25 protein-coding genes are annotated in these 26,167 nt (G+C 69.3%); 13 read left to right on the forward strand and 12 right to left on the reverse strand.

The window, feature by feature from the left end; genetic code table 11:
• Positions 1–6 precede the first annotated feature (6 nt).
• Together prmC and Q8Q77_RS10560 are read right to left on the reverse strand one after the other, a co-directional pair.
• Positions 7–876 (reverse strand): peptide chain release factor N(5)-glutamine methyltransferase, encoded by an 870-nt coding sequence (gene prmC / locus Q8Q77_RS10555; RefSeq protein WP_305583532.1) that lies wholly within the window; start codon positions 874–876, stop codon positions 7–9.
• Entirely contained in the window at positions 873–1,643 is a 771-nt protein-coding gene (locus Q8Q77_RS10560) for an MOSC domain-containing protein (protein ID WP_305583533.1), read from the reverse strand. Before Q8Q77_RS10560 ends, prmC begins: the two co-directional genes overlap by 4 nt.
• Positions 1,644–1,762: 119 nt before the next feature.
• On the opposite strand from Q8Q77_RS10560, the gene Q8Q77_RS10565 reads away from it, so the two are divergent.
• On the forward strand, positions 1,763–2,995 hold the full coding sequence (locus tag Q8Q77_RS10565) for a YihY/virulence factor BrkB family protein (RefSeq protein ID WP_305583534.1): 1,233 nt from the start codon (positions 1,763–1,765) through the stop codon (positions 2,993–2,995).
• On the opposite strand, the gene prfA is transcribed toward Q8Q77_RS10565, so the two are convergent.
• From prfA to ispG, 3 genes are all read right to left on the reverse strand, one after another.
• A complete protein-coding gene (gene prfA / locus Q8Q77_RS10570; protein WP_305583535.1) occupies positions 2,953–4,029 on the reverse strand; it encodes a peptide chain release factor 1 in 1,077 nt (358 codons plus the stop codon). The two genes, Q8Q77_RS10565 and prfA, sit on opposite strands and share 43 nt — an antisense overlap.
• Before the next feature lie 121 nt (positions 4,030–4,150).
• Positions 4,151–4,444, reverse strand: a complete 294-nt coding sequence (locus Q8Q77_RS10575) for a hypothetical protein (protein WP_305583536.1) — start codon at positions 4,442–4,444, stop codon at positions 4,151–4,153.
• A gap of 134 nt (positions 4,445–4,578) precedes the next feature.
• A complete protein-coding gene (ispG, locus tag Q8Q77_RS10580; RefSeq protein ID WP_305583537.1) occupies positions 4,579–5,721 on the reverse strand; it encodes a flavodoxin-dependent (E)-4-hydroxy-3-methylbut-2-enyl-diphosphate synthase in 1,143 nt (380 codons plus the stop codon).
• 154 nt (positions 5,722–5,875) lie between these two features.
• Here ispG and Q8Q77_RS10585 point away from each other — a divergent pair, with 154 nt between their 5' ends.
• Positions 5,876–6,307, forward strand: coding sequence for a nuclear transport factor 2 family protein (locus Q8Q77_RS10585; RefSeq protein ID WP_305583538.1), 432 nt, complete (start codon positions 5,876–5,878; stop codon positions 6,305–6,307).
• Positions 6,308–6,427: 120 nt separating this feature from the next.
• Here the strand turns inward: Q8Q77_RS10585 and Q8Q77_RS10590 are convergent, their stop codons facing one another.
• Both Q8Q77_RS10590 and ptsP read right to left on the reverse strand, forming a co-directional pair.
• Complete coding sequence (locus Q8Q77_RS10590; protein ID WP_305583539.1) at positions 6,428–7,426, reverse strand: RodZ domain-containing protein; 999 nt, start codon at positions 7,424–7,426, stop codon at positions 6,428–6,430.
• Positions 7,427–7,663: 237 nt separating this feature from the next.
• Positions 7,664–9,931, reverse strand: coding sequence for a phosphoenolpyruvate--protein phosphotransferase (gene ptsP / locus Q8Q77_RS10595; RefSeq protein WP_305583540.1), 2,268 nt, complete (start codon positions 9,929–9,931; stop codon positions 7,664–7,666).
• A gap of 237 nt (positions 9,932–10,168) precedes the next feature.
• Between ptsP and Q8Q77_RS10600 the strand changes: the two genes are divergently transcribed.
• A complete protein-coding gene (locus Q8Q77_RS10600) occupies positions 10,169–11,893 on the forward strand; it encodes an alpha/beta hydrolase (protein WP_305583541.1) in 1,725 nt (574 codons plus the stop codon).
• Here Q8Q77_RS10600 and Q8Q77_RS10605 read toward each other — a convergent pair.
• Both Q8Q77_RS10605 and Q8Q77_RS10610 read right to left on the reverse strand, forming a co-directional pair.
• On the reverse strand, positions 11,890–12,441 hold the full coding sequence (locus tag Q8Q77_RS10605) for a GNAT family N-acetyltransferase (RefSeq protein WP_305583542.1): 552 nt from the start codon (positions 12,439–12,441) through the stop codon (positions 11,890–11,892). The two genes, Q8Q77_RS10600 and Q8Q77_RS10605, sit on opposite strands and share 4 nt — an antisense overlap.
• Complete coding sequence (locus Q8Q77_RS10610) at positions 12,414–13,055, reverse strand: metalloregulator ArsR/SmtB family transcription factor (RefSeq protein WP_305583543.1); 642 nt, start codon at positions 13,053–13,055, stop codon at positions 12,414–12,416. Before Q8Q77_RS10610 ends, Q8Q77_RS10605 begins: the two co-directional genes overlap by 28 nt.
• Positions 13,056–13,125: 70 nt before the next feature.
• Between Q8Q77_RS10610 and Q8Q77_RS10615 the strand changes: the two genes are divergently transcribed.
• Positions 13,126–14,541, forward strand: coding sequence for an MFS transporter (locus Q8Q77_RS10615; protein WP_305583544.1), 1,416 nt, complete (start codon positions 13,126–13,128; stop codon positions 14,539–14,541).
• On the opposite strand, the gene Q8Q77_RS10620 is transcribed toward Q8Q77_RS10615, so the two are convergent.
• The gene (locus tag Q8Q77_RS10620; protein ID WP_305583545.1) at positions 14,501–15,091 is read right to left on the reverse strand and encodes a TetR/AcrR family transcriptional regulator; all 591 of its coding nucleotides are present in this window, start codon (positions 15,089–15,091) and stop codon (positions 14,501–14,503) included. The genes Q8Q77_RS10615 and Q8Q77_RS10620 overlap by 41 nt on opposite strands.
• 119 nt (positions 15,092–15,210) lie before the next feature.
• Between Q8Q77_RS10620 and Q8Q77_RS10625 the strand changes: the two genes are divergently transcribed.
• From Q8Q77_RS10625 to Q8Q77_RS10635, 3 genes are read left to right on the forward strand one after another with little or no spacing between them, the layout of a single operon-like run.
• Complete coding sequence (locus Q8Q77_RS10625) at positions 15,211–15,861, forward strand: N-acetyltransferase (RefSeq protein WP_305583546.1); 651 nt, start codon at positions 15,211–15,213, stop codon at positions 15,859–15,861.
• Positions 15,858–16,844, forward strand: coding sequence for a hypothetical protein (locus Q8Q77_RS10630; RefSeq protein ID WP_305583547.1), 987 nt, complete (start codon positions 15,858–15,860; stop codon positions 16,842–16,844). The genes Q8Q77_RS10625 and Q8Q77_RS10630 overlap by 4 nt, the downstream gene beginning before the upstream one ends.
• Positions 16,841–17,791, forward strand: a complete 951-nt coding sequence (locus tag Q8Q77_RS10635) for an NAD(P)-dependent alcohol dehydrogenase (protein ID WP_305583548.1) — start codon at positions 16,841–16,843, stop codon at positions 17,789–17,791. Before Q8Q77_RS10630 ends, Q8Q77_RS10635 begins: the two co-directional genes overlap by 4 nt.
• Here the strand turns inward: Q8Q77_RS10635 and Q8Q77_RS10640 are convergent.
• Positions 17,788–19,038, reverse strand: coding sequence for an aspartate kinase (locus Q8Q77_RS10640; protein WP_305583568.1), 1,251 nt, complete (start codon positions 19,036–19,038; stop codon positions 17,788–17,790). The genes Q8Q77_RS10635 and Q8Q77_RS10640 overlap by 4 nt on opposite strands.
• Before the next feature lie 176 nt (positions 19,039–19,214).
• Here Q8Q77_RS10640 and ubiG point away from each other — a divergent pair, with 176 nt between their 5' ends.
• From ubiG to Q8Q77_RS10660, 4 genes are read left to right on the forward strand one after another with little or no spacing between them, the layout of a single operon-like run.
• On the forward strand, positions 19,215–19,964 hold the full coding sequence (gene ubiG / locus Q8Q77_RS10645) for a bifunctional 2-polyprenyl-6-hydroxyphenol methylase/3-demethylubiquinol 3-O-methyltransferase UbiG (protein WP_305583549.1): 750 nt from the start codon (positions 19,215–19,217) through the stop codon (positions 19,962–19,964).
• A gap of 25 nt (positions 19,965–19,989) precedes the next feature.
• Complete coding sequence (locus Q8Q77_RS10650) at positions 19,990–20,793, forward strand: FkbM family methyltransferase (RefSeq protein WP_305583550.1); 804 nt, start codon at positions 19,990–19,992, stop codon at positions 20,791–20,793.
• A gap of 3 nt (positions 20,794–20,796) precedes the next feature.
• Positions 20,797–21,237, forward strand: coding sequence for a thiol-disulfide oxidoreductase DCC family protein (locus Q8Q77_RS10655; RefSeq protein ID WP_305583551.1), 441 nt, complete (start codon positions 20,797–20,799; stop codon positions 21,235–21,237).
• Positions 21,234–22,862 (forward strand): DUF4166 domain-containing protein, encoded by a 1,629-nt coding sequence (locus tag Q8Q77_RS10660; RefSeq protein WP_305583552.1) that lies wholly within the window; start codon positions 21,234–21,236, stop codon positions 22,860–22,862. Before Q8Q77_RS10655 ends, Q8Q77_RS10660 begins: the two co-directional genes overlap by 4 nt.
• An 82-nt stretch (positions 22,863–22,944) precedes the next feature.
• Here Q8Q77_RS10660 and Q8Q77_RS10665 read toward each other — a convergent pair whose 3' ends face one another.
• Entirely contained in the window at positions 22,945–23,355 is a 411-nt protein-coding gene (locus Q8Q77_RS10665; protein ID WP_305583553.1) for a nuclear transport factor 2 family protein, read from the reverse strand.
• Between the two features lie 343 nt (positions 23,356–23,698).
• Between Q8Q77_RS10665 and Q8Q77_RS10670 the strand changes: the two genes are divergently transcribed.
• Complete coding sequence (locus tag Q8Q77_RS10670; protein WP_305583554.1) at positions 23,699–24,376, forward strand: tetratricopeptide repeat protein; 678 nt, start codon at positions 23,699–23,701, stop codon at positions 24,374–24,376.
• Positions 24,377–24,488: 112 nt separating this feature from the next.
• Entirely contained in the window at positions 24,489–26,105 is a 1,617-nt protein-coding gene (locus Q8Q77_RS10675; protein WP_305583555.1) for a long-chain fatty acid--CoA ligase, read from the forward strand.
• Positions 26,106–26,167 lie beyond the last annotated feature (62 nt).

The raw sequence follows: 26,167 nt of genomic DNA on the forward strand, positions 1-26,167 counted from the left end.
AGCGATTCAGGCGCGGGTTTCCAAGGGGTTTTTCGTGCCGACCACCACGCGGTCGTTGAGGGACAGGTCTTTGATCGTCCAGACGTCGTGTCCGCCGGCCGCTGTGAACAGCGCTTCGACGGCGTCTTTCTGGTCGTAGCCGATCTCCACGGCGAACATGCCGCCGGGCTTCAGCACCCGCAGGATCTCGGGCGCAAGACGGCGGTAGTGGTCCAGTCCGTCCGGCCCGCCGTCCAGGGCGATGCGCGGTTCGTGGTCCTTCACCTCGGGCTCGAGGGTCTCGATCACCTTGGTGGCGATATAGGGCGGGTTGGAGACCACCACGTCGAAGCTTGCGTCGCCCAGGCCCGAGGTCCAGTCCCCGCGTAGCAGGGCCAGGCGTGAGGCCAGGCCCAGATTGGCCGCGTTCTCGCGGGCCACGGCCAGGGCCTCGGCTGAGACGTCGACGCCCAGGCCCTTGGCCGCCGGCCGCTCGGCCAGGATGGAGAGGATGATGGCGCCCGAGCCCACGCCCAGGTCCAGGATGTTGAACGCCATCTGCTCGGGCCAGCCCTTGAGCACATAGTCGACGATCACCTCGGTGTCGGGGCGCGGGGTCAGCACATCGGGCGTGACCGCCAGCATGATCTTCCAGAAGCCCTTGCGGCCGAGGATGTGGCTGACCGGCTCGCGGCGTTCGCGGCGGTCCAGATAGTCGGCGAGCGTCGCCTCCTGCTCCGCCGTCAGCGGGCGATAGGGATCGGTGACGATGTCGGCGCGGGTGGCGTCGGCGGCGGCCTCGACCATGAGCCGCGCGTCGATGACCGGACCGGCGAGGCCGGCGGCCTCCAGCCGGGCCTTGGCGGTCTGCCAGGCCTGCAGCAGGTTCAGGCTCATTGCGGCGGTTCCGGTTGGGTGCAGGCGTCGCCCACGGTCAGCCGGCCGCCGTCGGTGACGTGGACATAGACGCCCAGGTTCATGTGGCCGTAATTGTCGAACAGCGCCTTGACCACGTCCATGTCCCGCTCGGCGGTGGCGGGGTCGACATGGGTCGCAGCGCAGCGGACGATGGGCTTATAGACCTTCACCCGGGCGAAACCGACCATCAGCTCACGGCCGGCCCACTCGTTCTCCACCCAGGCGGGCCAGCCCTCGACATAGACGTTGCCCCGGAAGCGCAGGGGATCGACCGGCCGGCCCATCCGGGCCTCCAGGTCGCGAACCGTGGCCAGGTTGATGATCGAGACGTGGCCCAGGGGATGGTCCATGAACCGGTGGCCGGGGGCTTGGATGACCCGCAGCGGACCCTGCGCGGCGTCGCCCAGCAAGGCGGCCAGCCAGGCGGTGAAGGCGGCCTGGCCGGCCTCGTCGGCCATCGGGCCCTCGAAGTCCGGTTGGCCGGGCGCGCTGGCGCTCAGGGTGTGGCTCGCCTCGTCATAGGCGGTGCGGGCCTGGGCGACCTCGGGGATGGCCGCCAGGACCGTGAACTTCTGCTTGGAGATGAAGGCCGGCGCGGCGGGATTGAAACCCGAGGGCCCGTTCTCCACCGCATAGAGCCGGTCGCAGGGGAACGGTCCGCCTGACGTCAGGTCGGCATGACCCAGGCGCTCGGGCGTGAATCCCTTCACGGGATGGCGATAGAGGGCGGCGATGTGACCGGTCATGGTCCCTGGTAGCCGCAACGCTTGGCGCAATTCAAGCGTGGGATCGCCGAAGTCGCGGCGAGGAACGGCGCCAGGGCTGACGTGTTCAAGCCGTGCAACCGACGTCGGAGGCCGCGAGCTTGCCTAGGGAGAGAGGGATCGGTCACCGTGCGGGGCGGCTGGCCCTGCAGATGGCGCCCTGGGTCGGCCTGGCCGCCATGGCGGAGCTGTGGCGTCGCCGTGGGCTGGCCTCCAGGCCAGGCATGAGCGTCGAGGCCACCGCCACGCCGCATGCCTTCGACGCAACCGAGCCCGGCCGCGGGCGCCTGGCCCATGGTCCCCACCGCATCCCGCCGCGCGGCTGGAAGGATATCGCCTGGCGCACCTATCAGGAGATCGGCCGCGACCGGCTCTCGGCCGTGGCGGGCGGGGTCACCTTCTACACCCCGCTGGCCCTGTTCCCGGCCATCGGAGTCTTCGTCTCGCTGTACGGCATCTTCGCCGATCTCGGCGCGGTCCAGCAGCAGCTCACCGAGATGGCGACGGTGTTCCCGCGCGAGGTGGTCAGCATCGTCGGCGATCAGATGGTGCGCTTGGCGACCCGCCCTCAGGCCTCGCTCTCGCTGGCCTTCCTGGTCAGCCTGCTGCTGTCGATCTGGTCGGCCAATGCGGGGATGAAGGCGCTCTTCGAGGGCCTGAACGTCGCCTATGACGAGGAGGAGACGCGCAACATCGTCACCCGCACCCTGCTGACCTACACCTTCACCTTCGGGGCCCTGGTGTTCCTGGTGGTGATGACGGCGATCCTGGTGGCCGCGCCGCTGGCCCTGGAGCGGCTGGGCCTGCGCGCCCTGGCCGGGGTCTGGATCCCCCTGCGTTGGCTGGTGCTGCTGAGCGTGGCGGCGGCGGCCTTCTCGATGATCTATCGCTACGCCCCCTGCCGCGCCCGGGCCCGATGGCGCTGGGTCTCGCTGGGCGGCGTGCTCGCCGCCTGTTTCTGGCTGGGCGGTTCGCTGGGCTTCTCCTGGTACGTCAACAACGTCGCCCATTTCGACGTGACCTACGGGTCGCTGGGCGCGGTGATCGGATTCATGATGTGGATCTGGTTCTCCGTGATGGTCGTGTTGATCGGCGCGGAGCTCAACGCCGAGATCGAACACCAGACGGCGCTGGATTCCACCACCGGCCCGGAACAGCCGATGGGCGCGCGGGGCGCGGCCATGGCCGACACCGTGGGCCTGGCCTTCCACTTCGACGCCAGCAAGATCGCCAGCCGCGCCTGGACCGACGGCCAGCGTCAGGCGCAGCGCGTGCGCAAGGCGCTATGGCGTCAACCGAACTCGTCTTCCAACGCCGCCAACCGGGCGGCCTGATCCTCGGCGATCAGCGGATTGATCACGTCGGCGAGGCCTTCGCCCTCCATCACCTTGGCAAGGTTGTAGAGCGTCAGGTTGATGCGGTGGTCGGTCACCCGGCCCTGCGGGAAGTTGTAGGTGCGAATGCGCTCGGAGCGGTCGCCGGACCCCACCTGGCTCTTGCGGGCGTCGGCGCGGGCGCTGTCGAGCGCCTCGCGCTGCTGGTCATAGAGCCTCGCCTGCAGGACCTTCATGGCCCGGGCGCGGTTCTGGTGCTGCGACTTTTCCGAGGACGTCACCACGATCCCGGTGGGCAGGTGGGTGATGCGCACCGCGGAGTCAGTCTTGTTGACGTGCTGGCCGCCGGCCCCGGACGAGCGGTAGGTGTCGATGCGCAGGTCGGCGTCGCGAATGTCGATCTCCACGTCCTCGACCTCGGGCAGCACGGCTACGGTGGCGGCCGAGGTGTGGATGCGTCCGCCGGCCTCGGTGTCGGGCACCCGCTGGACGCGGTGGACGCCGCTCTCGAACTTCAGCTTGCCGAACACCCCGTCGCCGTTGATCGAGGCGATGATCTCCTTGTAGCCGCCGACCTCGCCCTCGGAGACCGAGTCGATCTCCACCCGCCAGCCCTGGGCCTGGGCGTAGCGCTGGTACATGCGAAACAGGTCGCCGGCGAACAGGGCGGCCTCGTCGCCGCCGGTGCCGGCGCGGACCTCCAAGATGGCCGAGGCGTTCTCGTCCTTGTCCTTGGGGGCCAGCAGCAGGGCGACCTGGCGCTCGAGCTCCGGCAGGCTATCGTTCAGCTTCTGCAGCTCCTCCTGGGCCAGCCCCGCCATCTCCGGGTCGCCGGCCTTGACCATCTCCTCGAGTTCCGGCAGCTCGTCGCGGGCCCGGGCCACGGCCCTGACCGCCTCGACCACCGGCTTCAGCTCGGCGTGCTCCTTGGAGAGCTTGACGATCTCGGTCCCGTCGGTGGCGGCTTCCATCCGCGCCTCGATCTCGCGGAAGCGGTCGAGCACCTGGTCCAGTCTGGCCTGGGGAAGTCGCACGGAGTCTGATCACCGAAGGAAAATGGGAGGCCTCCTCTAACGCTCCCACGCCAAGAAGCCAAACAAACGAAAAGGCCCCCGCCGCAAGGCGAGGGCCTTCAGGTCGTTGCCGTGAAGTTGCTTAGGCGCGAACGCCGGTCAGCGGGGCGTTACCAAACGCGCCCAGCTTGACGTTGCCGGTCATGCTGTCGCCGGCCACTGTGGCCGAGAATTCCAGCGTCATGGGCATGGGTTGGGTGATCGAGGTGGACCAGGTCAGCGTATCGCCGTCGACCTTGCCTTCGATGGTCTGCTCACCCATGCGACCCTTGGTGGAGCCGGTGAAGGTGTCACCGCTGGTGGTGATGGCCGCCTCGACTTCCTGCGCGCCCATAGGCGAATTGATGGTGATCTTCCAGTTGCCGTCCGCGGACATGGTGTCCCTCCCTGATTAGGCCGCGAACCTAAGCAAGCCTTGGCGTTTGGCGCAAGGGTGACGCGGGCGTCATTTTTGTGACATCCGTGCAATGTTCGGATTGTTTCGACCGTGGCGGGCGCCCGGGCGGCTGGTCACTCAGCGGCTTCCAGGGCCTGGTCCTGGGCCTTGGCGAGCTCGGCGGCCTTGGCCTCCACCAACTGGACGATGTGTTCGACCATCGCTTCGTTGTCCATCTTGTGGTGCGCCTTGCCGGCCATGTAGACCATGCCGGCGCCCTTGCCGCCGCCGGTGAAGCCGATGTCGGTCATCAGGGCCTCCCCCGGACCGTTCACCACGCAGCCGATGATCGACAGGCTCATGGGCTGGGAGATATGCGCCAGCCGCGCTTCCAGGGTCTCGACCGTCTTGATGACGTTGAAGCCCTGCCGCGCGCAGGACGGGCAGGCGATGATGTTGACGCCGCGGTGGCGCAGGCCCAGCGATTTCAGGATGTCGAAGCCGACCTTGATCTCTTCCACCGGGTCGGCGGCCAGGCTGACACGGATGGTGTCGCCGATGCCGGCCCAGAGCAGATTACCCATGCCGATGGCCGACTTCACCGTGCCGTTGCGCAGGGCGCCGGCTTCGGTGACGCCCACGTGCAGCGGGCAGTCGATGGCCTCGGACAGCTGCTGGTAGGCGGCCACGGTCATGAAGACATCCGACGCCTTCACGCTGATCTTGAACTCATGGAAGTCGTGGTCCTGCAGGATCTTGGCGTGGTCCAGCGCGCTCTGGACCATGGCCTCTGGGCAAGGCTCGCCATAGCGTTCCAGCAGGTGCGGCTCCAGGGACCCGGCGTTGACGCCGATGCGCATGGAACAGCCATGGTCGCGGGCGGCCTGGATGACCTCGCGGACGCGGGTCGCATTGCCGATATTGCCGGGGTTGATCCGCAGGCAGGCCGCGCCGGCCTTGGCCGCCTCGATGCCGCGCTTGTAGTGGAAATGGATGTCGGCCACGATCGGGACCTTGGAGGCCTTGACGATCGTGCTCAGCGCCGCGGTCGAGGCCTCGTCGGGGCAGGAGACGCGGACGATGTCGGCGCCGGCCTCCTCCAGCTGGCGGATCTGGTCGATTGTCGCCGCGGCGTCGGCCGTGAGCGTGTTGGTCATCGACTGGACCGTAATCGGCGCGTCGCCCCCCACCTCGACATTCCCCACCCGGATCTTGCGGGAAGGGCGGCGCGCGATGGCGCGCCAGGGGCGGAGATGGGTGTGATCTTGGGCGGTCATGGCGGCCGGAAAATAGGGCCTTTCACGGCAAACCCCAAGCCTGTGGGCGCATGGATCACAAATGTGTCGCGCGAAATGTCGGGCGCCTGGCGCCGGCGGCCGTCCTTGGGGCGACACCCCCGGGGCGACATGCCCTTCGAACCAGGAGTTCTACATGACCGCCGCAGAACAGATCCGCGCCCTGCTGCAGGCCCGCGCCGACGCCCTTCACGCCCGCGACACCTCCTCGGTGGTCGCGCCACTCGCCGAGGACGTTGTGACCTACGATCTCGACCCCCCGCTCGCCCATGCCGGGGGCAGGGGCCATGACCATGCGGGTCTTGAGCGATGGTTCGCCACCTGGCGCAGCCCGATCTCCTACCGGCTCGGGGAGCTGACGGTGGTGGCCGAGGGCGACGTGGCGTTCAGCTATTCGCTGAACCAGATCAGCGGGACCAAGGCCGACGGCGCCGAGATCGATCTGTGGTTCCGCTCCACGGTCTGCCTGCGCCGCATCGAGGGCGCCTGGCGGATCGTCCACGAGCACGCCTCGACGCCGTTCTACATGGACGGCAGCCAGCGGGCGGCGCTGGATCTGAAGCCGTAGGGCGGCGCTAGACCCTTTCCGGGTCAGAAGGAATCATCTGCCCGGATGAAAAGTGTCCATCTTCAAAAGTCTAGAGCGTGACGGCCGCCTGAACCGGCATCCACTTCAGGCTGTCACGTTCTAAAGCGCCAACTTTTCCAGGGAGGCGGTGGTGGCGGGCAGCAGGCCCTTGGATTGGCCGCCCACGAAGACCTGGACGGCGGCCGGATCCGAAACCTCGATCGTCAGGCCCTTCAGCGCCGGAGCGCGGTAGGCTTCCCCCGCCGAGAGTTGGCGGGCGAAGTAGACCGCGCCGTCGGCGCCGCGCACGATCAGCGAGGCCGACTTGCGGGCCTGCAACGTGACGACGGAGGCGCCGGGCTCGGCGCCATAGACTGCGCCGTTGGCGGCGAAGGTGGCGGGAAGGGTCTCGACGGGCTGTTCCGGCTGGGCCTGCGGGTTGGCCTTGGCCGCCTGCTTGGCGGCCTCTACTGCGTCGGACGAGCCGCCCGCGGCGGTCGCGTCCGCCAGGCCGGGGGTCTCGTATGGGGCGGGGGTGGTTGACTCGACCGGAGCCGGTAGCGGCGCGCCCAGAGCGAGGGGGCCGGCGGGCGGCGCCGCGTCCTGGCTGACCGGGGCCGACTGCGGCGCCGCGTGGGCGGGCGGGGTCTGGTCGTCCATGGTCCGCCGGGCGACGTTCCAGAGGACGATGGCGCCGACCAGCACCGTGCCGACCACCAGGATCAGGGTCAGCCGGGGGTCTTTCTCGTGACCGACGCCCACGGGCTCGCGGAGGGCGGTGTCTGGGGTGGGCTCCTCGGCCTTGAATCGGTCGACGGCGGCTTCGCCGTCCAGGCCCAGGGCGTTGGCGTAAGCGCGCACATAGCCGATCGTGAAGGGACGTGACGGGAGCTGTTCCAGCCGCATTTCCTCGATGGAGGCCAGATAGCTGCGGCGAATGCGGGTGATGTCGGCGAGCTGCTCCACGGTCAAGCCGCATGACTCGCGAACCGCTTTCAGGGCCGCGCCAATATTGGGGCCGCTGCTCAAGGTGGGCATGTTGGATTCAACCGGGCCGAGTTCGACGGGCTCGTCGCTCCGCAAATGCAGATTCGTAACCCGGCCAGTATCGAGCGCCATGGCTACCCGCAGCCCCTTTCATCATCCGCGACCAGAGGCGCGCGAAGACAGCCCGACCTGATAGCACGCACTCTTTAACAGTCTGTTGCGACTAGCAGATTTGGCCCCAAAATTCAATGCGCTGTTGCGTCGCGGCGAAGTCGTCGAGGTCGGCCGCCCGGCCCGTCGGCGAGGTCTTCTGGCGATGAATCGAGACCGAAATTGTGGCCAATGGCCAAGCTGCAGGCGGGGCCAGCCTTAGATGGCGAGGTACAATTTACGCGCGAGCGTCTCGATCTCGTTGCGGATCGAACCGGCGGACCCCTTGATCAGGGCCGAAACGCCGCGGCGGGCGGCCTCGCGGTCGCAGGACAGCACCATCTGCTTGACCGGTCCGACGCCGGCGGGCGGCATGGAAAGTCGCTCGAATCCAAGCGCCACAAGGACAAACGCCTCCAGCGGCCGGCCGGCCATCTCGCCGCACACCGAGACGGGGGTGCCGGTCTCGGCGCAGGCTCGCTGGATGGTCTCCAGGGCGCGCAGGGCCGGCGGCGACAGGAAGTCGTAGCGGTCGGCCACCCGCGGATTCCCCCGGTCGGCGGCGAACAGGTACTGCATCAGGTCGTTGGTGCCGACGCTGACGAAGTCGGTCATGGGCAGCAGGGCGTCCAGGTGCCAGATCAGGGCCGGAGCCTCGATCATGGCGCCGACGTCCAGGCGTGACGGCGCCAGGCGGCCACGGCGCTGGGCCCAGGCCACCTCGTGGTCCACCAGGGCGCGGGCGGCGCGGAACTCGTCGACGCTGGCCACCAGCGGGAACATGATCCTCAGGGGCCGGCCTTGGGCGGCGGCTATCAGGGCGCGCAGTTGCAGGCGCAGCAAGCCGGGCCGGTCCAGGCCCATGCGAATGGCGCGCCAGCCCAGCGCCGGATTCTCCTCGCGCTCGGCCTCCATGTAGGGAAGCACCTTGTCGCCGCCGAGGTCGAGTGTGCGGAAGGTCACCGGCATGTCGCCGGCCGCGTCCATCACCCGGCCGTAGAGCGCGGTCTGGGCGTTGAAGCGCGGCATTTCCTCGGCGACCATGAACTGGAACTCGGTGCGGAACAGGCCGATGCCCTCCGCGCCGGTCTCGACCAGGATGTCGAGGTCGACGTCGAGGCCGGCGTTCATCAGCAGCGTGATCTTGGCGCCGTCGCGGGTGAAGGCCGGGGTGTCGCGCAGCTTGGCGAACTCCGCGCGCCGCTGCAGCCGGACGTCGAGCCGGGCCTTGAGCGACTTCACCACGTCGGGGCGGGGCCTCAGATAGGCTTCGCCGGTCTCGGCGTCGACGATGACGGCGTCGCCCTCCGAGACCCGGTCGCGCAGGCCCGACAGGCGGCCGACGCAGGGGATGTCCAGGGCGCGGGCGACGATGGCCGCGTGGCTGGCCGAGGAGCCTTCCTCCAGCAGGAGGCCCTTCAGCTTGGTGCGGTCGTATTCAAGCAGATCGGCGGGGCCGAGGTTGCGCGCGATCAGGATGGCGTTCTCAGGCAGCTCCCGGGCCGAATGGGCGTCGCCCGACAGGTGGCGCAGCAGCCGGTCGGCCAGGTCCTCGAAGTCGTGCAGCCGCTCGCGCAGATAGGCGTCGCGGGCCTGGCCAAGGCGGGCGCGATGCTCGGAGCGCACGCGCTCCACCGCCGCCTCAGCGGTCAGGCCGTTGCGTACCGCGTCTTGAAGGCCGCGGTTCCAGCCTCGGTCGTGGGCGAACATGCGGTAGGTGTCGAGCACCTCGTAGGAGACGTCGGCCAGCAGGCCGTGCTGGCCGTCCAGCATCTCGTCGATCTGGGCCTGCAGGCTGGCGATGGCGGTCTCGAGCCGCGCCTCCTCGGCTACTACGTCGTCGGCGAGCAATTGCGACGGCGCCACCGGCGGCTCGTGCAGCACGGCCACGCCCAGCGCCAGGCCGTCGGCGAACTTGGCGCCCTTCAATCGCTCGGGCTTGTGGGGGGCAAGCTCGACACCCTTGAGTTCGCCCTCGGAGATCAGCTCGCCGCCGGCCACCATCTCGGCCAGAACCATGGCGACGATCTGCAGGTCCTCGACCTCGTCGTCGACATAGACTCGCTCGGTGCGGTTCTGGACGACCAGCACGCCGATGGCGCGGCCGCCACGCAGCAGGGGCACGCCCAGGAAGGCGTGGAACGGGTCTTCGCCGGTTTCCGGACGATAGGAGAAGGCCGGGTGGTTGGGCGCGTCCGACAGGTTGAGCGGCCTGCCCAGGCGCATGATCTCGCCGACCAGCCCCTCGCCGGTCTTCAGGCGCGTCACGTGGACGGCTTCGGGATCGAGGCCCTCGGTGGCGAACAGCTCGATGTCGCCTGCCGCCCGGCGCATGTAGAGAGAGCAGACTTCGGCCACCATCGAGCGGGCGATGATCCGCACCACCGTGTCCAGGCGCGCCTGGGCCGGTCCGCCCGAGGCCAGCGCCTCGCGGATTTGACGCAGCAGGCTTCGCTGTCCGCGAATGGCGACGCCCTGGAAGGCCATCGGCCGTTTCTCTCCCTCGTTCAATCCGCTCCTAGCAGCTTTGGATGTCGGAACGGAGATGGAAAAGCCGTCCTAGCGTCAACGTGAGGCGCGACCGAGCAGTTCGCTCCGCCCACCCCGCATTTTGCGCTGTTCTTGGACATCGATGTCAAAACCGGCGCCTTCGAAGTCCTGGCGCGCCGCCCCCGAGGCGCCCATAGTCGCCGCCAAGAACAAGGTGCGTCTGGGGAGGCGACGATGCGGAAGACCTGGCTGCCATTCGTGGCGGGCGTATTGCTGATCCTGGCCGGATCGCTGCTAGCCCATACGATCCAGACCTCGGGCGGCATAACCGTCGCCGACGTGCGCTTCGCCGGCGACAAGGGCACGACGCTCTCGGCCCTGGTCTACACGCCGTCGGGCGCAACCGCGGCCAATCCCGCGCCGGCGGTGCTACTCAGCCACGGCTATATCAACACCCGCGAGATGCAATCGGCCTTTGCCATCGAACTGGCCCGGCGCGGCTTCGTGGTGCTGTCCATCGACCAGTCCGGCCACGGCTATTCGACCGGCATCGTGGGCAGCAACGACTTCGGCGGGCCAGCGGCTCTGCGCTACCTGAAGAGCCTGCCGCAGGTCGATAAGGCCAACATCGGCCTGGAGGGCCACAGCCTGGGTGGCGGTCCGGTGGTCGGCGCGGCGGCCTCGGACCCGGCGGGCTACAAGTCGGTGGTGCTGGAGGGCTCGACGCCCGCCATCGGCGCGGTGTTCGGTGGCCAATCCAAGGTCGAGCTTCGCAACCTCGCCATCGTGTTCGGCGGCTATGATGAGTTCGCCCAGTTGATGTGGCAGGTCGAAAAGGGGTCGGACATCGCCAAGTCCAAGGCGTTGCAGGCCCTGCTCCGGACGAGCGCGCCTGTCGTCGAGGGTCAGGTCTATGGCGACATCGGCGCGGGTACGGCCCGCGTGCTGCACAATCCGGCCATCACCCATCCGTGGGAGCACTTCTCGGTCGCGGGCGTCGCCCCGGCGATCGACTGGTTCCAGCAGACCCTGGACGGGGAGGCCAACCCCCTGCCGCCGACCCAGCAGATCTGGATATGGAAGGAGGTCGGCACGCTGGTCGGCTTCGCCGGACTGGTGGTGCTGATGCTGGGCGCGTTCCAACTTCTGCTGGCCGCGCCCTGGTTCTCCGGCCTGGCCCAACCCGCCCAACCGGCGGCCGAGACCAAGGGCCGCCGCTGGTGGCTGGCCTTCGTGCTCACGACCGTGATCCCGGCCGCCACCTTCTTCCCGCTGATGAAGGTCGGCCAACTGTTCTTCCCGCTGCCGGTCTTCCCGCAATGGATCACCAACCAGCTCCTGGTCTGGGCGCTGGTGAACGCCGTGATCACCCTGGTGCTGGGCCTGGTCCTGAAGGCCGCCAAGCCCGCGTTCCGCACCGACTGGCTCCGGAGCGCGGCGATCGCGGTGGCGACGGTCGGGGTGGGCTACGCCTCACTGGCCCTGGTCGACGCCCTGTGGGCCGTCGACTACCGGTTCTGGGTGCTGGGCCTGAAGCCGCTGGACGGCCTGCACCTCACCTACGCCCTGGCCTACCTGCCGCTCTGGACCCTGTTCTTCCTGGTCGCGCTCCGCGCGCTGCACACGAATCTCGCCGTGAAGGGCGAGGGCAAGGGACAGTATGTCGCCGCTGCGCTCGCCATGTGCCTGGGCTTCGTGGTGCTCGAGGCGATTCAGTACGCCAGCCTGTTCGCCACCGGCGTCCTGGCCATGGCCGAACCGCTGAACACCATCATCGGCATCCAGTTCGTGCCGCTGCTGGCCATCGTCGGCGTGATCGCGGTCTTCACCTACCGCCGGACCAATTCCTATGTGCCGGGCGCCCTGATCTGCGCCCTGTTCATCACCTGGTACGTGGTGTCAGGCACGGCGACGCACTGGTCGCCGGACTTTCAGTTGCCGATCCCGGGACGGGGCTAGGGTTTGGCGACCCGCTTCGCCATCCAGAGATCGGGCTTGCCGTAGCCGTTGGCGTCGGGGATCAGCCCGACCGGCTCATAGCCGTGACGGCGGTAGAAGAAGAACGGGTGGCCGGTGGTTGGCGCGATGGTCGCCAGCTTGGCCAACGCGTCGGGAAAGAGTTCGACCCCGAACAGGCTGGTGCCGCCGACCTCGTCGTCCGTGCCCAGATAGACCGTCAGCTTGCCCATGGCCGCGGCGCGGGCCTCCAGGGCGGCCAGCAGGGCCGCGCCGATCCCCTGGCCCTGGCGCGCCGGGACGACCGCCAGGGGGTGCAACTCCAGCCCATGGGAATAGGTGTCGATCCCACCGACCACACCCAGCACGACGCCGTCCTCGATCGCGGCCAGGGCGAAGCGTTCCGGGTTGGTGAAGAAGGTCTCGATCTCAGCCGCCGCGCCGTCGGGGCCGGTTCCATAGGCGCCGACATGGGCGAAGGCCGCGGTCAGCACCCGCGCGGCCTGTCGGCGCTGGTCGTCGGTCAGGGCTGCGAAGTCGACGATGTCCATGGGGTCACGACATAGGCGCAGCGCCGGGCTCCCGCCAGGATGTGCTCGACGCGCTCGACCCTGGCCGGGGCCAGCATCATCTCGAACAGCGCCAGCTCTGAACGGCAGAAGCCCTGGCAGGCGGTGGCCGCCGCACAGATCGGACAGTGGTTCTCGATGAGCAGGTAAGACCCGTCGTCGCGCGCGCTCCACTGCGCCATGTACCCCTCCGCGGCGCGGATCTGAGCCAGGCGTTCCAGACGCGCCTCGAGGGTGGCCGCGTCCTTCAGGGCCTTGCGATAGCCGGCCTCGGTCGCCGCCTCCCGCCGCTTGATCAGGCGGTCCAGGCCCGCCTCGCCGAACTCGCCGCGGACGGCGTCAAGCAGTTCGACGGTCATCTGGGCGTGGGTGTCGGGGAAGCGTCGGTGTCCGAGGGCGGTCAGCGACCACGACCGCCGCGGCCGACCCACGCCCGCGCGTTCCAGTGTGTGTTCGACGACGCCTTCGGCGGCCAGCTTTTCCATTTGCAGACGAGCGGCCTGACGGGTCACACCCACCGCCTGCGCCAGCGCGCCGGTCTGGGCGGGGCCCTTGCTCTTCAAGAGCAGGAGGATCTGGTCGGCGGTCGTGCGCATTTGACAAGTATATAGTTGCAAAACTAGAGCGCCAGGTCTACCTCGAATTTGTAAAGGCGGAGATTGTCAAATGACGGCAGGGGCGCGGGCGGACGGAAGCTGGGCCGATGTGCTGGGCGACGGCCGTCTGCCGCGCTTCGTGCTGATCTGCCTGGGCGTCTGGATCAGCGCCGCCGACTCCATGGTCACCGCCACCATCATGCCCAGCGTCGGCGCCGACCTGGGCGGCTACGCCTATTTCGGCTGGGCCACGGCAGGGTTCCTGCTGGGTTCGGTGCTGGCCGGGGCGAGCTCGGGCCTCTTGGCCCTGCGCTTCGGCCTGCGCCGGGCGACGGCGGCCGCGGCGCTGCTCTATGCGCTGGGCTGCGCCATGAGCGCGGCGGGGCCGGACATCGCCAGCTTCCTGGTAGGGCGCCTGCTACAGGGCCTGGGCGGGGGCTGGGTGGTCGGCTTCTGCTCGGTCGCCATCGGCCTCCTGTTTCCCGACCGGCTGCTGCCGCGGGTCTATGCCTCGATCACGGCGATCTGGGGCGTGGCCAGCCTGCTCGGCCCGCTGATCGGGGGCGTCTTCGCCGACCTGGGCGCCTGGCGCTGGGTGTTCTGGATGTTCGCCATTCAGGCGGTCGCCGTCGCGTGGGCCGCCTACGTCATGCTGCCGGCGGGCGAGCGTTCGGCCGGCGACAGCCGGGTGGCCTGGCCGCAACTCGGCCTGATCGCGGCCGGGGTCGCCGCCATCGGCCTGGCCGACATCGTCCATGACTTCGCCCGCTCCGCGGCCCTGGTCGTGCTGGGCGTCGGCCTGCTGATGGCCATGGTCTGGCTGGACGAGCGGTCGGTCGTGCGCCTGCTGCCCAAGGGATCGGCCCGGCTGACGACCATGGCGGGCTCCGGCTTCGCCACCATGTTCCTGCTGACCGCGGCCTCCATGGGCTTCTCGATCTATGGGCCGGCGATCCTGCAGAACCTGGCCGGGCTCTCGGCGCTGCAAGCGGGCTATGTGATCGCCGCCGAGGCCGCGGCCTGGACGGTCCTGGGGCTCGCCGTGGCGCACCTGACCGGAGCCTGGCCCAACCGGATGATCCGTCTGGGCGCGGTGGTGGCGACCCTGGGGGTGGGGTTCAGCGCGCTGGTCTTCCCCCTCGGCTCGGTGCCGGGCGTGGTGGTCGCCGGCCTGTTCCTGGGCGGTGGCTTCGGCCTCTCCTGGGCCTTCATGAGCCAGGCCGTCTTGGCCTCGCTGCCGGACCACGAGCGGGCCATAGGCGCGGCCGGCATGACCACCGTCAGGCTCACCGGCTCGGCGGTCGGAGCGGCGGCGGCGGCGGCGGTGGCCAATCTGGTCGGGTTCGCCGAGGGCCTGTCGGAGGCCAGCGCCCGCGCGGCGGGCCTTTGGGTGTTCGCGTCCATCCTGCCGGTTTCGATGCTGGGGGTTTGGACGGCGTGGCGGCTCAGCGCGCCTCGGCCCCAGGAGACACCGCTCCCAGCATGATCCGCGACAGGGCGCCGACCGCCGCGGCGCGCGCCATCCGCCCGTTGGCCGCGGCATAGGACAGGGCGTCGGCGGCGCCGATGATCCCCAGCAGCACCGCGCGGCCGTCGGGGCCGGGCAGGTCGACGAACCGCGACAGGGCCTGGCCGTAGAGGTCGACATAGCCGTCGCGCAGAGCCTCGCGGAAGCCTTCCATCTCCTGGGCGCCCGACAGGGCCGCGGCGATGGCGCCGAACTCGGGCCCCGCCGTCAGCACGCAGTCCACATAGGCCGCGCTCAGTATGGCGACCACGTCCTCGAGCGTCCGGGCGCGGCTGGCCAGGGCCGCCTGGGTCGCCTGGGCCTGGAGGTCGTCATAGTGGCGATAGAGGGCGATCAGCAGGCCGGCGCGGGTGCCGAAATGCTCGTAGGCGATGGGCTTGGTGACACCGGCCCGCTCCGCCAGATGGGCCAGGGTCAGGGCGTCGGTCCCCTCGGCGCGCACGATGGCCGAGGCGGTTTCCAGAAGCTGGGTCCGCCGCTGCTCGCGAGGCATCCGCTTGGCGGGCACACAGATCCTTCCCTGTTCATCGCATGCCCAAAGGACGCTTGACGGCCTGGTCGCTCCGCGTATGTTACGTTTCGTAACTTACGGATCGTAATATGTCGACAGTTCTAGCGGAAGCGCCCATGACGGCCAAGTCTATTCAGATCGCGCCGGTCACGCCCGACCAGGCCGAGGCCTTCGCCGGCCAGATCCCCGGGCTGATCCGCGCCACCGGGCCGGTGAGCTACGACTATCAGTTCGGGCCGGGCGGGAGCCTGCTTGAGCGCATGGTGGCGGCCTCCTGGGCGACAGCCGAGACCCTATTCGCCTCAGCCTGTACGACGCTGGCCACCGAGGGCGACGAGCTTCTGGGCCTGGAGCTCGGCTTCGAGGGGCCGAACTTCTACCGGTTCAAGGACAATCTCGTGGCCCTGGCGGGCGACCTGATCGCGCAGGGCGTCGTCACCTTCGACGAGTTGAAGGGCCTGGGCGACCGGGCCGAGGCGGCCAGCTATCTGAACGCCCATGTGCCGGAGGGCGTCTACTACCTGCACGCTCTCTCGACCCCGGAACAGCATCGCGGGAAGGGGGCCGGAAAGCGCCTGCTCGCCGCGGCGATCGAGCGCGCGCGGGCCGCCGGCCATCGTGAGTTGCAACTGGACGTCCTGGCCGACAATCCGGCGGTGGGCTTCTACCAGGCCAACGGCCTGCGCATCCTGGCCGAGACCCGCTCGCCGATGCTTTCGCGCGACCACGGCTTTCCCAGCGAGCTGCGCATGGCGGTGACGCTGTGAGGATCCTGATCGCCGGCGGGTATGGCCTGGTGGGCGGGCTGGTCGCGCGTCATGTCCGGGCCGCGGGCCACGACGTCGAACTGATCCTCGCCGGGCGGCGTCCCGAGGAGGGCGCGGCGCTGGCGGCCCAGTTGGGCGCGCGCGCCGTGCGGCTCGACGTTGCCGACCCCGAGCCGGGCCTGGCGGCGGCCGGTCCCGTCGATCTGGTGGTGGCCGCGCTGCAGGACCCCGGCGACGCCTTGCTGAGCACGACCCTGCGCGCCGGGGCGGCCCACATCGGGATCGTGCGGACGGCTGAAACCATGGCCTCCAGCGCCATCGCCGTCTGCGCCGCGGCGCCTGCGCGTCCGGCCCTGATGCTGGGCCATTGGCAGGCCGGGGTGCTGACCCTCGCCGCCCAGGGCGCAGCGCGGGCCTTCGATACGGTCGAGGCCGTCGCGCTGGCGGCGCTCTACGACTATGCTGACCCCATCGGGCCGATGACCGCGGGCGACAGCGAGGGCTTCGTGGGCCGCGCCCTGATCCGGCGCGACGGGATCTGGACCTCGGTGAACGCCGCCGAGGCCGGCCGCCGGGTGGCGCGCCGGGGGCAGGACGATTTCGACGCCATGCCCATGGGCGTGCTCGATGTCCCGGCCCTGGCCGCCGTCACCGGCGCGCGCGACGTGCGCTTCGACCTGGGGACCGGCGAGTCGATGGGAACCCAGGCGGGGCGGGCGGCCTCGCACGATCTCTTCATCGACATCACCGGCGAGGCCGGCGGCGAGGTTGTCACCCGCCGCACCCTGGTCACCGATCCCCGCGGCCAGGCGCACCTGACCGCCCTGGGCGTCCTGGTCGGCGTCGAGCGGATCCTCAACCTGGACGGCGCGGGCCCGGCGCGCGGCGGCCTGGCCTTCCCGGAGAGCTTCCTCGACGCCCCCACGGCGCTCGCCCGGTTCGAGGCCTTCGGGGTGGTGATCGAGACGCAGGACCTGCCATGACCACGACCATGCGCGCCCTGGCCCCGGCGCCCGATGGGCGGATGCAGCTCGTCCAGGTCCCGATCCCAAGCCCGGGCCCGGGTCGGATCTTCGTCGAGGTGAAGGTCTCGGCGGTGAACGAGATGGATGTCCAAGTCCGCGCGGGCGGTTGGGGCCCGCAGGTGAAGCGGTTCCGCAAAACGGGTCCGGTGGTCACCGGGTTCGAGTTCGCCGGCGTCGCGCGCAGCGACGGCGCCCGGATCAAGGTGGGCGACCGGGTGATCGGCTATGTCCACGTGCTCGACGGTCCCCGCGTCCACGCCGACTTCGCCTGCGTCGCCGAGGCGGACATGCAGGTCATTCCGCCGGACCTGAACGACGAGGACGCTGCTGCCCTGGTGGTGATGGGGCTGACCGCGATCGAGATCCTGGAGCGTCTCAAGCGGCTGTCCGTCGGCCAGCGCTGCCTGGTGATCGGAGCGGCCGGCGGGGTCGGCGCCTACGCGGTGCAATTGGCCCGGAGCCAGGGCGCGTCGGTGGGCGCCGTCTGCTCGTCGGCCAACGCCGGCTGGGTGGAGTCGCTGGGCGCGACCGAGATTCGACCCTACGAGAGCGAGCCGAGATACCGGCCGGGCGACCGCTTCGACCTGGTCATCGACTGTCCGGCCAAGTTCTCCTTCAGGGAGGCGGCGCCATGCCTGGCCAAGGACGGGATGTACGTCACCACCAATCCGCTGGCCGATGCGGCCGGGTTCGCCCGCGCGGCGCTCACCTCGCGCAAAGCGGGCTATCTGATGATGCTGACCACCACGCCCGCCAAGCTGTCGCGGCTGGTCGAACTGCACGGGCAGGGCGCGCTAAGGCCGGTGATCGACGGCGTCTTCGACATGGAGGACGCCGACGCGGCCTTCGATCGCTTCGAGACCCGCGGGAAGCAGGGGCGGGTGCTGCTGAAGATCTCGTCCTAGAGTTGGTCCAGCCCGAAACCCGCGTGCAGGGCGCGGACGGCGAGCTCGGTATAGGCCGCGTCGATCAGCACGCTGATCTTGATCTCGCTGGTGGAGATCACCTGGATGTTGACGCCCTTCTCGGCCAGGGCCTGGAACATGGTCTTCGCCACGCCGGTGTGGCTGCGCATCCCCACCCCGATCACCGAGACCTTGGCCACGTCCTCGTTCACCTGGACGTCGTCGAAGCCGATCTTCGGCTGGGCGGCGCGGACGATCTCGACGGCGCGCTGGGCGTCGCGCTTGCCGACGGTGAATTCCATATTGGCCGTGTCGGCCGTGCGCGCGTGGCTCTGGACGATCATGTCCACGTTCACATTGGCGTCGGCGAGCGCGCCGAAGATCACCGAGGACACACCCGGATGGTCGGGCAGGCCGAACAGGCTGATCTTCGCCTCGTCGCGGCTGTAGGCGACGCCGCTAACGATCCGCTTTTCCATGATCTCTTCCTCGTCGCACACGATGGTGCCTTGGCCGGGCGCTTCGCCGGGCTCGACAAAACTGGACAGCACCCGCACCGGCACGTTCTGCGCCATGGCGAGCTCAACCGAACGAGTCTGCAGCACCTTGGCCCCCAGTGAGGCCATCTCCAGCATCTCCTCATAGGAGATCTTGTTGAGCTTGCGGGCCTTGCTCTCGATCCGCGGGTCGGTGGTGTAGACGCCGTCGACGTCGGTATAGATGTCGCAGCGGATGGCCTTCACCGCCGCGGCGATGGCCACGGCGCTGGTGTCGGAGCCGCCGCGGCCCAGGGTGGCGATGCGGTTGTCGCGGGTCACGCCCTGGAAGCCGGCGATCACGGCGATCTCGCCGGCGTCGAGCGCCTTGTCGAGGTTCTCCGAGGGAATGTCGTCGATGCGGGCGCGGCCGTGGGCGTCGTCGGCGATGATCGGGATCTGCCAGCCCATCCACGACCGGGCGGGCAGGCCCATATTGCGCAGGGTCATGGCCAGCAGGCCCGCCGTCACCTGCTCGCCCGAGGCGACCACGGTGTCGTATTCGTCGTCGGAGGGGTTCAACCCTTGCCCCGCCGCGCCGGCGCCGTCGGTCCAGGCGACCAGCTCGTTGGTCTTGCCGGACATGGCCGAAACCACGACGGCGACGCGATGTCCGGCCGCGACCTCGGCGGCCACCAGCCGTCCGACGCGCCGGATGCGCTCCAGGTCGGCCACGGACGTGCCGCCGAATTTCATCACCAGCCGGGACAGGGCGAGGACTCCGCGTGAGGGGAAAGGCTGCGCCTCATAGCGGCACGAACCGCAAGGGGCAATGTCTGCCTGTCACCCGAGCGGAAAGCAGCCTTTCCGGCAAGATGGCGCCCGCCCATGGGCCTTCGTCGCATGGGGACTAGCGCGCCGGGCCGCGCGGGTGGAAAAGGGCGGCGATGATCGCCGCCGCCACCTCCATCGACCCGCAAGAGGTCGAGCGCTTCTCCCGCATCGCCGCCGAATGGTGGGATCCGCGGGGCAAGTTCGCGCCCCTGCACAAGTTCAATCCCGTGCGCCTGTCCTTCATCCGCGAACAGGCCCTGGTCCGCTTCGGGCGCGCCGCCGCCGCGCGGCGGCCGTTCGAGGGCCTGCGCCTGCTGGACATCGGCTGCGGCGGCGGGCTGCTCAGCGAACCGATGACGCGGCTGGGCTTCCAGGTGACCGGCGTCGACGCCTCCCCGCGCGGTATCGGCGCCGCCTCGGCCCACGCCGCCGAGCAGGACCTCGCCATCGACTACCGCGCCTCGACCGCCGAGGACCTGCTGGCCGCCGGCGAACCGCCCTTCGACGTGATCCTCAACATGGAGGTGATCGAGCACGTGGCCGATCCCGGCGCCTATCTGCGCGACTGCGCCCGCTTGCTGGCGCCGGGCGGCCTGATGGTGGTGGCCACCCTCAACCGCACGCTGAAGGCCTTCGCGCTCGCCAAGGTGGGCGCCGAATATGTCCTGCGCTGGGTGCCGGCCGGGACCCACGACTGGAACAAGTTCCTCAAGCCCGAGGAGCTGCGCGGCTTCCTCGAGCGCGAACCGGTGGCCGTCCAGGGCCCCTTCGGCGTCGCCTACGATCCCCTGGGCGGGCGATGGTCCCGCTCCTCCGACTGCGACATCAACTACATGATGACGGTCACCCGCGACCCAGCGTAAAGAGGGTCCTCAAGGGGAAGTATCCATGCCTTCGATACGCGTGCTCAGCCACGCATTCCGCGCCTGGCGGCGCAATATGAAGTGGGCCAAGCACGAGCCCGAGACTCCATACCTCGCCGACCTGTTGTCCGGATCGCCGGTGTGCCTGCACGTGGGCGCCAGCGACGGCCGCCATTCCTATGTGATGACCCAGGTCGCGCCCGACGCGCGCATCTACGCCTTCGAGCCCTCGGCCTTCACCTTCGAGGTGCTCAAGCTCTGCCTGAGCTGGCACGGTATCGCCGACCAGGTGACCCCGATCCACGCCGCGGTCTCCGACATGCCGGGCGAGCTGCTGCTGGTGACGCCGAAGAAGACCTCCGGCCGCATGGGCCGGGCCTACGCCTTCGTCGCCGAGGCGCCGCCGGAAGGAAAGGTGCGCCCCGACCTCGAGGACACCGGCGTGGAGCTGCAGCCGACCCCGGTGGTGACGCTCGACGGCTATTGCCGCGCCCATGGCGTGACCCGCGTCGACTTCATCCGCATGGACATCGAGGGCGCCGAGCAGAAGGCGCTGAAGGGCGCCGAGCACGTCATCGACCGCGACCTGCCCCATGTGCTGCTGGAGATCCACCCGATCATGTTGGAGAGCCGTTTCGGCGGCTCGGCCGAGGCGGTGATCGATATCTTCCGCTCGCGCGGATACCGGATGTTCGCGCTCAACGGCGACCGGCTGGAGGAGCGCACCACGGTGGCCCCGGACGTGCCGTGGAAGGACTATTTCTTCGTCCATCCCTCGCGCGCCCCCAACCTGCCGGACGGTGTCTTCAAGGCGCGGATGGCGGCCTGAGCGATGATCGACCCCGCGCCTGCCGATCCGTCGCCTGACGGTCTTTGGGTGTTCGACGGGGTCTGCAACTTCTGCTCGGGCTCAGTGCGCTTGGCGCTGGCCCTGGATCGAGACAAAACGCTGCGGTTCACGCCGATGCAGTCGCCCTACGGGCGGCTGTTGGCGGCGAAGGCGGGTCTCGATCCGGATGCGCCCAATACCTTCGTGTTTTTCGATCGCGGCCGTGCCTTGGGCGCTTCGGACGCCGTCATGGCCCTGGCGGCCCGGTTGCCGGCGCCCTGGCGGTGGGCGACCGTCCTGCGGTTCGTGCCGAGGCCCCTGCGGGACGCGACCCATGGCTGGATCGCCCGTAACCGCTACCGGCTCATGGGACGTCGTGAGAGCTGCATGGTTCCCACCCCGGAGATCCGCGCCCGCTTCATCCTTGAGCCGCCGATACCGTGAACCATCGCGTCGTCCTGGTGGGCGCGACGGGCGCGTTTGGCGAACGCCTGGCCCGGCTGCTGGCGGCCTGGCCCGATATCCGGCTGGTCTTGGCCGCGCGAAGGTCAGCCCCGCTACATGCCCTCGCTGCCGAACTGGGATGCGAGGCGGCGCGCATCGATCGCGACCAGCCAGAAGGCCTGGTTGCCTTGCGCCCCTGGGCCGTCGTCGACGCCGCCGGTCCCTTCCAGCATAGCGACCTGCGCTTGGCCCGGGCCGCCATCGGCTACGGAGCCCACTACGTCGACCTAGCCGACGCCCGTGATTTCGTGGCGGCCTTTCCGGACGCACTCGACGCGGAGGCTCGCGCGGCCGGAGTGCTCGCGGTCACCGGAGCCAGCTCGACTCCGGCGCTCTCCAATGCGGTGCTGGACCGCCTGACCGCCGGCTGGACCATCGTCGACGAGATCTCGGTGGCGATCTCCCCTGGCGCCAAGGCGCCGCGCGGCCTCTCCGTCATGCAGGCGATCCTCTCCTATGTCGGCTCGCCCGTGCCACTGTTCACGAGCGGACGGTGGCGCGAGGCGCCGGGCTGGAGCGGCGTGCGGCGACTGGACTTCCCAGGCCTCGGACCTCGCCTGGCCTCCCTGTGCGAGACCCCCGACCTCGACATCCTGCCGGCCCGGTTCGCCGTGCGGCGCGAGGTGCGATTCATGGCGGGGTTGGAGCTCGCGCCGCAGCATCTCGGCCTTTGGCTGCTCTCCTGGGCCGTTCGCTGGCGGCTGATCGGCTCCCTGGTTCCCTTCTCGCGTCCCCTGCTGTGGGCGGCGGGCCTCGCGGCGGGGCTGGGCTCGGATCGAGGCGGCATGCTGGTGACCGCTGACGGCCAGGGGCCGGATGGCGGCCGCATCGCCGCCAGGTGGGCTCTCTGGGCTGAGGACGGCGCCGGACCCAACGTGCCGGTCGCCGCCGCCGCCGCCCTGCTGCGCGGCCTGGCGAGCGGTGAGATCGCCGTACGCGGCGCCCAGGCCTGCGTCGGCCTGCTGAGCCATGACCAGATCCTGGCCGAACTCGCCCACCTACCGATCTTCACCCGCACCGACGAGGCCTGCCCCGACCATCCCTCCCTGCTGCGCCGAGTGCTGGGATCGCGGGTCGACGCCCTGCCGACGCGGGTGGCGCAGGTCCATGCCGGTGAGGCGCCGGCGACATTCCAGGGGCAGGGCAGGGCGCGGGGTTCCCGCTCGCTGCTCGCCCGGCTGGCGCGCGCCTTCGGCGGCCTGCCCGAGCCCGGCGACTATCCCAACCTGGAGGTCGACATCGTTCCCGACGCGACGGGCGAAGCCTGGACCCGGCGGTTCGGCGGCCGGGTCTTTCGTTCGCGGCTCGTGAGCCTGACCGCAGTCGGCGAGTTCGAGGAGCGGGTCTGGCCGCTGACCTTCGCCTTCAATATCGACCTGGCGCCGGATGGTTTCCGCTGGCGGCTCCGGCGCTGGCGCCTGGGCCCGCTGAAGCTGCCCAGGGCGTTGGCCCCGCGCGTGCGGGCCACCACGTTCGCCCGCGACGGAGCTTATCGGTTCAGGGTGCTGGTGGCCCATCCGGCGATAGGCGTGATCTTCGCCTATGCGGGACGGCTGGATCCCTAGCGAGCATCCCGGACGGCGTCCCGGAATGGCGGCCTTAGCCGCGGTCGGGAAGCGGCCCCTGCGAGCCGCTTCCCCTGGGCGATCAGTCCGGGAACTGGATCAGGGCGTCGAATTTCACGCCCCGGCGCATGGCCTGCAGGGGCGCGGTGTCAGAGTAGACGATCTCCTCGATCACCTTGCCGTCGCGCAGGGTCAGCTTGTCCACGCCGCGCCAGGTGACGACACGCCCGCCGTACCGGTTGGAGCTCTCCCACTCGATCACGACCACGTCGCCGCGCGAGGTCCAGTCGATCAGCTTCCAGGTGAGGTCGGGCGCATTGACCTTGGTCAGGTCGTTGAGCTTGCCGATCTCGTGGCCCCCGATGATCCGGCTTGCGAAGGGGTAGTGCAGCTTGCCCTCGGCGTGCCAGAGCGCGAGAAACGCCTGGCCGTCCTTGGCGGCCCAGGCCGCCGCGAACCTGTCGACGAACGCCTGCTTGTCGGTCTCGTTCATTGCTATCCTCCGATGCGATGCCCGAGCCATAGGCCGGCCCCGATCGGGCGTCTGGCGCGATACGGACTCGACCGTCGGCGCGGGGGTTCCGGGGTCGGAGGGCTGCGCGGCCGCGGCCGGCGGGCACAGGGTCAGGGCGAGCAGGAGGGCTGTCGCGCCAAGGATTGTCTTGTTCATCGTCTCGCCTGTTTCATGGGAGACGGCGATGTAGCGGTCTGGGTTGGGTGAGGCTGGCGGGGTTCGGACCCGACCTGCTGGCGGCTAGCGTGGTGCGCCTGAGCACAACCCGCTATGATTGCGCTTGCCCAAGCTCTAGCTTTCCATGGTTGGTGGAGTCAGTTGGATGCAACGATCGCTAGTTTCGGGCGCGATACTTGCGGCGGTCGTTCTCTGCCTTCCCACGGTCGGCGCTTGCGCTGAGCGGCCGCGTTCGACGGATCGACAGGCGAGATTCCCAACGGGCGCTGCGCAGGCGGCGGCTTTCAGGCGCGGAATGAGCTCTTTTCAGCGCAAGGACTACGCGTCCGCCATTCCGGCGTTTGATGAAGCCATTCGACTGCAGCCGGAATTCGCAGTGGCGATAGCACAGCGCGGCTTCGCTCACATCGAGGTCGGCAATTACGGGCTAGCCATTTCAGATCACGACACGGTCCTGAAGCTCGCATCTGATAGTCCGCAGGCCTGGGTGAATAGCTGTTGGGCGCGTGCGGTTGCGAACTCGGAACTGGATCAAGCCCTAGCGCTCTGTGATCGGGCTGTGGCCTTGAGGCCAGACGTCAGTGCGCTGGACTCGCGCGGGTTCGTGCGATTTCGCCGAGGCGAGTTTGCCTTGGCGATATCGGACTATACGGCTGCGATCCTCAGCTCGCGGTCGGGCAGCTCGCTCTTTATGCGAGGAGTGGCCAAGTCGCGCATGGGGTCTGACGCTGGAGGCCTGGCGGATATTCGCTGGGCGCGGAGAATCGATCCCGGTGTCGCTGATCGCTACTCGCGTTTCGGCGTGGCCATGAACGCGAAGTAGCGGCGCAGTCGTTCGTCCTCAAGGGTGTGCAGAAAGGCCGCTCCTTCCGGCTGGCATGCGGAAGGCCAGGGCCTTACCCTCATCTGAACAACGATAAGGGAGAAGGTCGCCGATGCTGGCTCTGATGATGGACCGGGCGCTGAGCCTGCCGTCGATCCTGGAATACGCCGCGACCTATCATGGCGACCGCGAGGTGGTGACGCGCACCCTCGAGGGGCCGATCCATCGCTACACCTATGCCGAGGCCCTGAAACGCGCCAAGCGGATGGCCAATGCGCTCACCGCGCTCGGTGTGAAGCCGGGCGACCGGGTGGCGACCCTGGCCTGGAGCACCTATCGCCACTTCGAGCTCTATTACGCCGTGTCCGGGATCGGGGCGATCCTGCACACCATCAATCCGCGGCTGCATCCCGACCAGGTCGCCTGGGTGGCCAACCACGCCGAGGACTCCATCCTGCTGTTCGACCTGAGTTTCGGCGAACTGGTGGGCGAGCTGGCGGCCAAGATGACCACGGTGAAGACCTTCGTGGCCATGACCGACCGCGAGCACCTGCCAAAGGGCCGCCCGGCCGGGACCCTGGTCTATGAGGAACTGATCGCAAAGAGCTCGCCGGACTTCGACTGGCCCGAGCTCGACGAACGCCAGGCCTCGGGGCTCTGCTACACCTCGGGCACCACGGGCAATCCCAAGGGCGTGCTCTACGGTCATCGCTCGACGGTGCTGCACGCCATGGCGCTGGTGGCGCCCGACGCCTTCGACCTCTCGGCTCGTGACACCGTCCTGCCGTGCGCGCAGATGTATCACGCCAACGCCTGGTGCACGCCCTACGCAGCCCCCCTGGTCGGGGCCAAGCTGGTCCTGCCCGGCCGCCAACTGGATGGACCCGCGATCTGCGAGCTGGCGGTGGCCGAACAGGTGACCTTCCTGCTGGGGGTGCCGACCATCTGGGTCGGTGTGCTGGATCACCTGGATCAGACCGGCCAGAAGCTGACCACGGTGCGCAACGTGGCGGTCGGGGGCTCGGCGCCCACGGCGACCCTGATGCGGCGGGTGGAGGACCAGCTCGGCGCCACGGTGCGCCAGATCTGGGGGATGACCGAGACCAGCCCGATGGGGGTGATCAACACTCCGCTCTCCCGGCACGCCGCCGAGGACACCGACGCCGCCTACGCCCGCAAGCTGAAGCAGGGCCGCGGCATGTTCGGGGTCGACCTGCGAATCATGGGCGACGACGGCGTGGTCCAGCCCCGCGACGGGGTCAGCGTCGGCGCCCTCCAGGTGCGCGGGCCCTGGGTCAGCTCGGCCTATTACAAGAACGACGGCGCGGCGGTGTTCCTGGAGGACGGTTGGTTCGACACTGGCGACATCGCCACCATCGACCCCGAGGGCTATCTGCGGCTCACCGACCGGGCCAAGGACGTGATCAAGTCTGGCGGGGAATGGATCTCGACCCTCGACCTGGAGGACGCGGTCTCCTCCCATCCCGCCGTGGCCCTGGCGGCCGCCATCGGGGTGCCGCATCCCAAGTGGGACGAGCGTCCGCTGCTGCTGGTCACCCTGCGCCCCGGCCAGAGCGTCGACCCGGAAGTCCTCAAGGCCCACGTGGCCGAACGGGTCGCCAAATGGTGGACGCCGGACGAGGTGCGCATCGTCGACGAACTGCCCATCGGACCCACCGGCAAGGTGCTGAAACGCGAGCTGCGCGACCGGCTGGCCGCGTCTTCGTAAAACAAGCGGCGCCGGCCGAACCGGACTTGCAGTCTCGCGTTAATCACCCACGTCTAGAGTAT

The sequence above is a fragment of the Phenylobacterium sp. genome (assembly GCF_030698145.1).
Lineage (GTDB): Bacteria > Pseudomonadota > Alphaproteobacteria > Caulobacterales > Caulobacteraceae > Phenylobacterium.